Genomic DNA, 9,079 nt, shown 5'->3' with positions numbered 1-9,079 from the left:
TTCTTATTTCCTTCTTTCTGAGATCTCTCTTCTCTTACTTTGTGTGATATGAAGCAGATTATGCTTCTAAATAAAAACTTCGATAAAAAACCAAATGATCAAGATAAGTTGAACGAGTCCTTTTGCAACCGTCCCACTTAAAAAGGCAAAAAATGAGGCAATAGCAACCAATACTGCTTGACGGGGATCCTTTGTTGAGATCAACTCGTTTATAAAAACGAGGATAAACGGAACTAAAATGATCCCAAATGGAGGCATGATAAACGAACCGACGATCACACCTAGAGCAGCCATTCGCTCACTCCACTTTGAACCTCCGTATTTCTTCACAAAGAATTGACTGGCGATTAAATCCGCGGCAAATAGTAAGACGGTCAGAACACCAGCTCCAACCCAAAACCAGATCGACAAGGAGGCTCCATCTATTAAAAAGACATACATCAAGAACCCTACCCATAATACAAGCACAGAAGGAACAATGGGAAAGAGCAGTCCAATTAAGCTCAAAATAAACAAAGCGACAATAACAATCCAAATAACAGCTTCCATCTTACAGCTCCTTTCTATTAGACAAGAAAAGAAGCCTTATCTAAAAGGCTCCCCAAAAACTAGGACTATCCTGAAATCGTTGCAAGTTCAGCTAACACGTAATCACGGTCGCTTTCTTTTTCGATATGTGCAGCTTGTTGATGGGCATAGGCAAGATGAGCTTTCATATGCTCAGTCTCACCTAGTAAATGATAGGCACGAGCCAGGGCTTCTGCCACAAATGCTGCATCAAATCCCGTTAATTGATAGTGATCGTGGATTCGTTTATTCGCTAGAGCATGCTTAAGTGCCGCTTCTCCTGCTCCAATAAGTGCGTACATACGAGAGATCTGCCACTCACCACGTGACCAATTTACATGATCACCAACCACTCCCCAATGGTATCGCGACGTATGAGCGATATGAATCATTTCGAGCTCCTCATCTTCTGTACGATCTGCTTTATCCATTAAATCCCACGTGCGATTAAACAAACTGACTGCCATTTGTCGATGCTGTTCTTTGGTGAAGGTCGTCTCGATGCTCATTCATATCCCCTCCCGATTTACTAGTAACTCCGCTCATATAAGGTCGAGAAACTGCCTTTCGCTCATTTATATGATTTAGCGCTCATATCTTCCTGTGAATCGCTCATATCCCGATTATTCCGCAAATAAGCCAGCCGATTTCGCTCATAAATCTTATATTCCGCTCATTTAAGGTCGAGAAACTGCTTTTCGCTCATTTATATGATTTAGCGCTCATATCTTCCTGTGAATCGCTCATATCCCGATTATTCCGCAAATAAGCCAGCCGATTTCGCTCATAAATCTTATATTCCGCTCATTTAAGGTCGAGAAACTGCTTTTCGCTCATTTATATGTTTTAGCGCTCATATCTTCCTGTGAAGCGCTCATATCTCGATTATTTTGCACATAACTCAATGCGAGTCGCTCATATATCTCTTATAGCGCTCATAACCGATCAAAGATGTAAACATTTCCGGATTTTTAAAACAAGTAGCTCCCTTTCACTAAGTGAATAGGGAGCTTTATAATACCTACATTTTCTCTGGTGCTGATACACCTACTAATGCTAGTGCATTTTGAATCGTTACTTGAGTCGCCTTCATGAGAGCAAGACGTGCTTTACTCTTATCTTGGTCCTCAGAATCAATAACTCGCTCTGCATTATAAAAGCTGTGAAGAGCAGAAGCTAGGTCATGAGCATAGTTTGTAATGCGGTGAGGCATTTGCTTTTCTGCTGCTTCAGCTACAACTTCAGGAAAATCACCAATGGCTTTTAATAGGTCATATTCCTTTTCTGTTGAAACCGCCGATAGATCTGTATCCACATCATATGTTAGGCCAAGCTCTTCTCCTTGACGAAGCATACTACATACACGAGCATGTGCATATTGTACGTAGAATACAGGGTTCTCGTTAGATTTAGACACAGCAAGATCCATATCAAAATCAAGTTGAGAGTCCGCACTACGCATCGCARAGAAATAACGGACAGCATCGATTCCTACTTCTTCCATTAAATCACGAAGAGTAACAGCTTTACCCGTACGCTTACTCATCTTCACTTTCTCTCCGCCTTGATACAAGCTCACCATTTGAATAATCTGTACTTCAAATTGTTCAGCAGAATAGCCAAGCGCTTGGATCGCTGCTCTCATACGAGGGATATAACCATGGTGGTCAGCACCCCAGATATTGATCAGCTTATCAAAGCCACGTTGCATTTTATCTTGGTGGTACGCAATATCAGGTGTGAGATACGTGTACGTGCCGTCATTTTTGATTAACACGCGATCTTTATCATCACCGTATGTTGTTGAACGGAACCATGTTGCTCCATCAAGTTCATACGTTTCACCTTTTTCATCAAGTGTTTCGAGAACTTCAATCACTTTCTTTGACTCATAAAGAGATGTTTCAGAGAACCAGTTATTAAACTCAACACGGAACTCTTTTAAGTCAGACTTAATTTTATCTAACTCTTTTTGAAGACCATATTGACGGAAGAATTCACGACGTTCCGGTTCTGATACACTCACATACTTATCGCCATGCTCTTCTGCTAGAACTTTACCAAACTCTATGATGTCTTTACCACGATAGCCTTCTTCTGGCATTTCTTTTTCTAAGCCTAACGCTTGGAAATAGCGAGCTTCTAGAGAAAGGGCTAGATTGTTAATTTGGTTACCGGCATCATTAATGTAGTATTCTCTCTCAACATTAAAACCAGCTTTACTAAGTACGTTGCATAGTGCATCCCCTACTGCAGCTCCACGTGCATGTCCTAAATGTAGGCTACCTGTTGGATTGGCTGATACAAACTCGACTTGAATCTTTTCACCCTTCCCAACATTAGTCTCACCGTATGTTTCGCCCGCTTTAAGAACAGCTGGAACAACCTCACGTAAATAACTTTTGTTCATAAAAAAGTTAATGAATCCAGGACCTGCGATATCGACCTTTTCAATTGATGCTTGTTCTTTATTTAGTTTCGCTACTAATTCTTCAGCAATCTGGCGAGGTGCTTTTTTAGCAACACGTGCTAGTTGCATCGCCATATTTGTCGCATAATCACCATGAGCTTTATCTTTTGGCGCTTCTAATATGACTTCTGGAAGCTGCTCCTCTGTTGCTAGTCCTGCTGAGATAACCGCAGCTTTAATCTCTTCTTTTAAGTTTTGCTTCATTTGTTCAACACTGTTCATGTCTTACTGATCCTCCTCTAATGTCAATCGTACTTCATGTTCCCCTGCATCTTGTCCTTGTAGTAAAAATCGGTACTTGATGTGGATCTTACCTCGCTGTTTACGGGTTGGCCACGTAACAAGAACTTTATCTGTTATCGCCTTTGTTTCCCACGACGCTTCTGATGTAACATAGCGACCGAGCGACTCTTCACCTGAAATAAAGGCTTGGCGCATCAATACTGACCCTTGACGAATAAGCATTAACTCACGCCCATCCCATTTCATCGTCGTTTGGACAGATTCTGTTTCCGTTAAGGCTTCCTCAAATCGCAAGTAATCTTGACTTCCTTTATGATAGAGCTCACCTCTTGCTGTAAACTCATAGGAATCTGTATGATCAGTATGTTTAATTTTATTTTGGAAGATCATTTTCACTGTTTTCTTATTTGGTATATTCATTCAGTCGCACACCTTTCTACAAGTGCGGGGGTTTAGATCATCACAAATCTAAACAACCATTCTTCTATTGTTCAAGTTTAGCGATTTTATCCCTTAGTTGCAAGGTTCTGTTCTGTGTCTATCTGTGATTTCGAGCCGAATCGTTTAAACACTGTATAAAGGGGGTGCCATAAGCTTACTTTTAAACGACGAATTCAGGAGAAAGAAAAGAAAAAGATGAGCGGCCAATCTTAGTCGCTCATCTTCGTTGTCGTCTATATAATCTGCACAGGCACTACTTTACACTTTTATCGGTCCAACCCAAAATCATTTCGCGAATCATTTTACTTGCAGTGATTTGCGTTTGCTCTGACGGGTCGTACGCTGGTGCTACTTCTACAAGGTCCGCTCCAATAATGTTGATATCAGAATCGGCAATGGCAACAATCGCATCTAGTAATTCTTTTGAAGTGATTCCGCCAGCTTCAGCTGTTCCTGTTCCTGGTGCACAAGATGGATCTAGAACATCAATATCAATTGTCACATAGACGTTACGACCCGCAAGAGTCGGTAGAATTTTTTTAAGTGGCTCTGCTACCTCGAATTTAGACATATGCATGCCAGATTCTTTAGCAAATTGGAATTCCTCGCGCATCCCGGAACGGATACCAAATGAATACACATTCTCTGCTCCAATTAATCCACACGCTTTACGAATCGGTGTAGAATGCGAAAGAACTTCTCCTTCATACTCCTCACGTAAGTCAGCATGGGCATCAATATGAATAATCGCGATATCTTCATATTTTTTATTCATGGCTTTAAAAATTGGCCATGATAATAAATGCTCTCCACCAAGTCCGATCGGGAACTTACCGTCTGCAAGCAACTTATCTACATACTCCTCAACTATATCAAGGCTACGAGCTGCGTTACCAAAAGGAAGTGGAATGTCCCCTGCATCAAAGTAATTAACCTCTTCTAAATGCTTGTCCATATAAGGGCTATATTCCTCTAAACCAAGAGAAGCTTCACGAATACGGCTCGGACCAAAACGAGAACCTGGGCGAAAAGAAACTGTCCAGTCCATCGGCATACCATAAATTACTGCTTTGGCCTCTTCATAACTTGGGTTACTCATAATGAACACTTTACCTGAGTATGCTTCATCAAAACGCATCGAAATTCCTCCTTATTTCACAAGATCACTAACAAACTTCGGTAGAGCAAATGATGCTTTGTGAAGGTCTTTTGTGTAATACTTCGTTTCGATCTCGTGGAAACGTTCCTCAGGCACTTCTAACGGATCATGTTTTTTCGAGCCCATTGTAAATGTCCAAAGTCCACTTGGGTACGTTGGGATGTTAGCTGTATAAACACGTGTGATTGGGAAAATCTCACGAACATCACGTTGTACTTGWGTAAGTAAATCTTTGTGGAACCATGGGTTGTCTGTTTGAGCAACGAAGATTCCGTCTTCTTTTAGGGCACGAGAAATCCCTTCATAGAATCCTTTTTCAAATAATTTAACAGCTGGTCCAACTGGCTCGGTTGAATCAACCATAATCACATCATATTCATTTTCTGCTTTGGCAATATGCATGAAACCATCATCAACTTGTACATCAACACGTGCATCATCAAGAGCACCTGCAATAGTCGGCAAGTATTTTTTAGAGTACTCGATTACTTTCCCGTCGATCTCAACAAGTGTCGCACGCTCAACAGATGGGTGCTTTAATACTTCACGGATTACACCACCGTCACCGCCCCCTACAACTAGCACACCCTTAGGGTTTGGATGTGTAAATAAAGGCACGTGAGCAACCATTTCGTGATACACAAATTCATCTTTCTCCGTTGTCATAAMCATTCCATCTAGGACAAGCATATTTCCGAATTCTTCTGTCTCTACTACATCTAATTGTTGAAAATCTGTTTTCTCACTATGTAGCGTACGTTTAATTTTTGCTGTAATGCCAAAACGTTCAGTTTGTTTTTCTGTAAACCATAATTCCATCTTTCTTCACCTCATAAAAATATCTATTTCTTGCACTTATATGACTCATCTAACTGTACCTTTTCTTAGGTGCACACAAACATAGAAGGCAGTAAATATCCTTCCACAAGTTCCTTATTTTCATCATAACAAAAGAAAGTATATAGGAAACGATCAAAAAAGCAAGCAAAATATCAACACACTCACACCCCTAATGTTTAAAACATTCCAAAACAGCCGAGAATGGTATCACAACACTATTTTAACTTACTTTAAATCTTGATTTTAATGAGGTGACATACATGGAAGTCATCATGAATAGACGGCTGAAAAGACGTAGAAGCTTGCTTCGTCTCTTTTTTAGATTAATTCTCTTAGGGTTAGTGCTTGCTGCAGGTGGGGCTGTTGCTTTAATGTCTTATGCCAAAATGCAAGGTCCACCTCCTCTTAGTGTCGCTCAAACAACAGAATACTTAGCTGTTGATGACACCACGATTGGTGAGAGCCACCGTGGACAGAATCGTTATTTTGTCCCATTCAACGAAATTTCTCCATTAGTGGTCGATGCAACAATCGCAATTGAAGATCGTAAATTTTATGACCACCTTGGCTTCGACCCTATCCGGATTGGGGGCGCAATTGTCGCCAACTTGCGTTCAGGCGCTAGATCTCAAGGAGCGAGTACCATCACCCAGCAATACGCTCGGAACTTATATTTATCCCATGAAAAGACATGGGTGCGAAAATGGAATGAACTGATCTATTCCCTCCGCCTCGAGATGAACTATGAAAAAGAACAAATTTTAGAAGGCTATCTTAATACAATTTATTWCGGTCACGGTGCATACGGGATTGAGGCCGCATCCCATCATTTTTTTAGCAAGGATTCCAAAGATCTCACTTTAGCAGAAGCTAGTATGTTAGCCGGCATTCCAAAAGGCCCTAGCTATTATTCTCCGAGAATGAACTCAGAGCGTGCCAAAGCGAGACAAGAACTGATTTTAGATGCCATGGTAGAGACCGGAAGTATTACAAGAGAAGAGGCAACAATTGCTAAAGGAGAAGCCCTTAATTATGACGGGGAAAAGATTGTACAAGGGCTGCAAATCGGGCCGTACTTTCAAGACCTAGTTGAGCAGCAATTGATTGAAGAAGCGGGGATTGAACCAGCCCGTCTTGAGGCTGGTGGACTAAAGGTGTACACCACTCTTGACCCTGATATGCAAAAAGAGGCCGAGCATTGGGTCAAAAAAGAAATGCCTCCAATAAAGGAGGAAGCTCTTAATCAGGAATTAACCGATGACGAGCGAGCAGCCTTAATTTTGCAGACGGCTTTAGTGGCGATGGATCCTCGAACAGGCGACGTTCGTGCATTAGTCGGAGGACGAGATTACAAGCAGAGCCAACTTAACCGAACCACTCAATCCAAAAGGCATGCCGGTTCTACTTTTAAGCCATTCTTATACTATGCTGCTTTAGAAAATGGTTCGACTCCTGCATCAACTTTGTTAAGTGAACCTTCTACCTTCCAAATAGATGAAGGTCGAGACAGCTATTCTCCTAGTAATTTTGGCGAAAACTATGCAAATGATTTCATCACACTGTTGCAAGCACTAGCGTTCTCGGACAATATCTATGCGGTTAAAACCCATCTTGTCCTTGGAACTGATAAGTTAATTGACGTTGCCCAGCGCGTTGGAATAAAGAGCCCCCTTCGCGAAGATGCTTCTTTAGCACTTGGCACAGCTAACGTCTCTTTACTAGAAATGGTGACRGGCTATAGTCCATTCGCTAATGGCGGACAAGCCGTTAAGCCACGATTTATTAGGAAGGTAGTCGACTTGAATGGACGTATATTGTATGAAAGTGAGCCGGAAAAAGAGCAAGTCCTAGACCCTAAGCTTGCCTTTATTATGACCGATTTAATGACGGGGATGTTTGATCCTAGCCTCAATGCCCACGCTTCCGTTACCGGTGGTTCAGTTGCTCACCTTGTGAACAGACCAGTGGCCGGAAAAAGCGGTTCGACCAAGGTCGATAGYTGGATGATCGGTTATACCCCCCAACTCGTCACCGGTGTATGGGTAGGCTATGATAAAGGTGAAAGCATTCATCAAAGCACGGAAGGACAAATTTCTAAGAAGATTTGGGCTAACTTCACCGAGCACGCCTTAAAGGATGAGTTGAAGCTTCAATTCCAGAAACCACGCGGCGTTGTTGCAGTGGAGATGAATCCGCAAAGCGGCTATCTCGCATCGGAGACATGCCCAAAGAGTAGAGTAACGTATTTTGTTGCAGGAACAGAGCCGACGAAGACCTGCCCTGAAACAGCGAAACCAGACGGTACAGATGCCATTGATGAAGAGCTGCATGAGGAAGAGCGATTGATTGATAAGTTCTTTAAATGGTTTGGTCATTAATAAATAAAAAGAGGCTGGGACAAAAGTATTTTAACTTATGGAAAATCGAACATTACTGATGCGGTCTATTTATACCGCTTCGTTCGTATCCTGAGTTAAACTCCTTAGATATGTCCCAGCCCCTTCCCATTTATAACTCCAACACTTGTGGCTCTTCTCCTGCGTTCATTAGACGAATCATAGTTGGCTTAATTTCAAGGACAATATACGAAGGATCTTCTGGACCTTCAAACCATCTGCTAAAGGAATCACTCCAAATTTTCTTCTTCAGCTCATCCGAGTCTCGAATGGTAGCTTGTCCTTCTACCTCGACAAATTTATCACCTAACCCTTCACCTTCATACCCTAATAGAATATGAACATTCGGATTCTCGGCAATCTCCTCTGCCTTATGAGTGTCTTTATCTGTAGGTGTAAACAGTGTTACGTCTTCGTTAAAGAAAGACATATAGCGTGAATGAGGCTTATTGTTTTTAACAGTTGCGAGTGTGCCAATCTTTTGGTTCTTAAGTACATCCAAGACTTTATTTCGTAATTCCTCTTGATTCATCCAAAACAGCCCCTTTAAATAGATTGTATAGGTAGTATTCCTTAACTGTTCCCTGCTTAAACAACTATTTAGTATAGGACTGCTTTAATCGTTTATTCTGAAAATGTGTAATAATCTTGGGTGCTAAACTGTTCAAACCCGACTGAAGTATACAATTTAAGAGCATGTGCATTTTCAAGAGCAACCTCTAGCAAAACATCCTGTTCTTTGGCCGCCTCCTGTTGAATCAGTCTGACAAGTACAGCTTGACCAATCCCTTTTCCTTGCATAGATGGGGTCACAACAAAGCCATAAATCCATGAGGCCTTATCATCWACTATAACCCGGAGCTTGCCTGCCCTTACGTTGTTTGCATAAACAATATAATGACCCTTCTCGGCACCTGGACTATACATCGTACGAGCCTCTGTTTCGCTCATACCAAACCCTTC

At 41.6% G+C, this 9,079-nt stretch carries 9 protein-coding genes; 1 reads left to right on the top strand and 8 read right to left on the bottom strand.

Annotation, left to right across the window (positions count from 1 at the left end; all coding sequences use genetic code 11):
- Window positions 1-66 precede the first annotated feature (66 nt).
- The 6 genes from AB685_RS23590 to speE form a co-directional block, all read right to left on the bottom strand.
- Window positions 67-549, bottom strand: a complete 483-nt coding sequence (locus AB685_RS23590; protein ID WP_047973025.1) for a DUF456 family protein — start codon at window positions 547-549, stop codon at window positions 67-69.
- Between the two features lie 65 nt (window positions 550-614).
- Window positions 615-1,076, bottom strand: coding sequence for a hypothetical protein (locus AB685_RS23585; protein WP_047973024.1), 462 nt, complete (start codon window positions 1,074-1,076; stop codon window positions 615-617).
- A gap of 512 nt (window positions 1,077-1,588) precedes the next feature.
- Window positions 1,589-3,259: an arginine--tRNA ligase gene (argS, locus tag AB685_RS23580; RefSeq protein WP_047973023.1), complete on the bottom strand. Its 1,671-nt coding sequence runs from the start codon at window positions 3,257-3,259 to the stop codon at window positions 1,589-1,591.
- A 3-nt stretch (window positions 3,260-3,262) separates the two neighbouring features.
- Window positions 3,263-3,700 (bottom strand): DUF1934 family protein, encoded by a 438-nt coding sequence (locus AB685_RS23575; RefSeq protein ID WP_047973022.1) that lies wholly within the window; start codon window positions 3,698-3,700, stop codon window positions 3,263-3,265.
- A 274-nt stretch (window positions 3,701-3,974) separates the two neighbouring features.
- On the bottom strand, window positions 3,975-4,859 hold the full coding sequence (gene speB / locus AB685_RS23570) for an agmatinase (protein WP_047973021.1): 885 nt from the start codon (window positions 4,857-4,859) through the stop codon (window positions 3,975-3,977).
- Window positions 4,860-4,871: 12 nt separating this feature from the next.
- Complete coding sequence (gene speE, locus AB685_RS23565) at window positions 4,872-5,699, bottom strand: polyamine aminopropyltransferase (protein ID WP_047973020.1); 828 nt, start codon at window positions 5,697-5,699, stop codon at window positions 4,872-4,874.
- Between the two features lie 281 nt (window positions 5,700-5,980).
- On the opposite strand from speE, the gene AB685_RS23560 reads away from it, so the two are divergent.
- The gene (locus AB685_RS23560; protein WP_047973019.1) at window positions 5,981-8,098 is read left to right on the top strand and encodes a penicillin-binding protein 1A; all 2,118 of its coding nucleotides are present in this window, start codon (window positions 5,981-5,983) and stop codon (window positions 8,096-8,098) included.
- Window positions 8,099-8,228: 130 nt separating this feature from the next.
- Here AB685_RS23560 and AB685_RS23555 read toward each other — a convergent pair whose 3' ends face one another.
- Together AB685_RS23555 and AB685_RS23550 are read right to left on the bottom strand one after the other, a co-directional pair.
- Window positions 8,229-8,648: a pyridoxamine 5'-phosphate oxidase family protein gene (locus AB685_RS23555; RefSeq protein WP_047973018.1), complete on the bottom strand. Its 420-nt coding sequence runs from the start codon at window positions 8,646-8,648 to the stop codon at window positions 8,229-8,231.
- A gap of 92 nt (window positions 8,649-8,740) precedes the next feature.
- Window positions 8,741-9,079: GNAT family N-acetyltransferase (locus AB685_RS23550; RefSeq protein WP_047973017.1), on the bottom strand; the 339-nt coding region annotated here is incomplete at its 5' end.

Source organism: Bacillus sp. LL01 (genome assembly GCF_001037965.1).
Note: the sequence above shows the minus strand (reverse complement) of the source record. Positions and strands in the feature narration are given on the sequence as shown.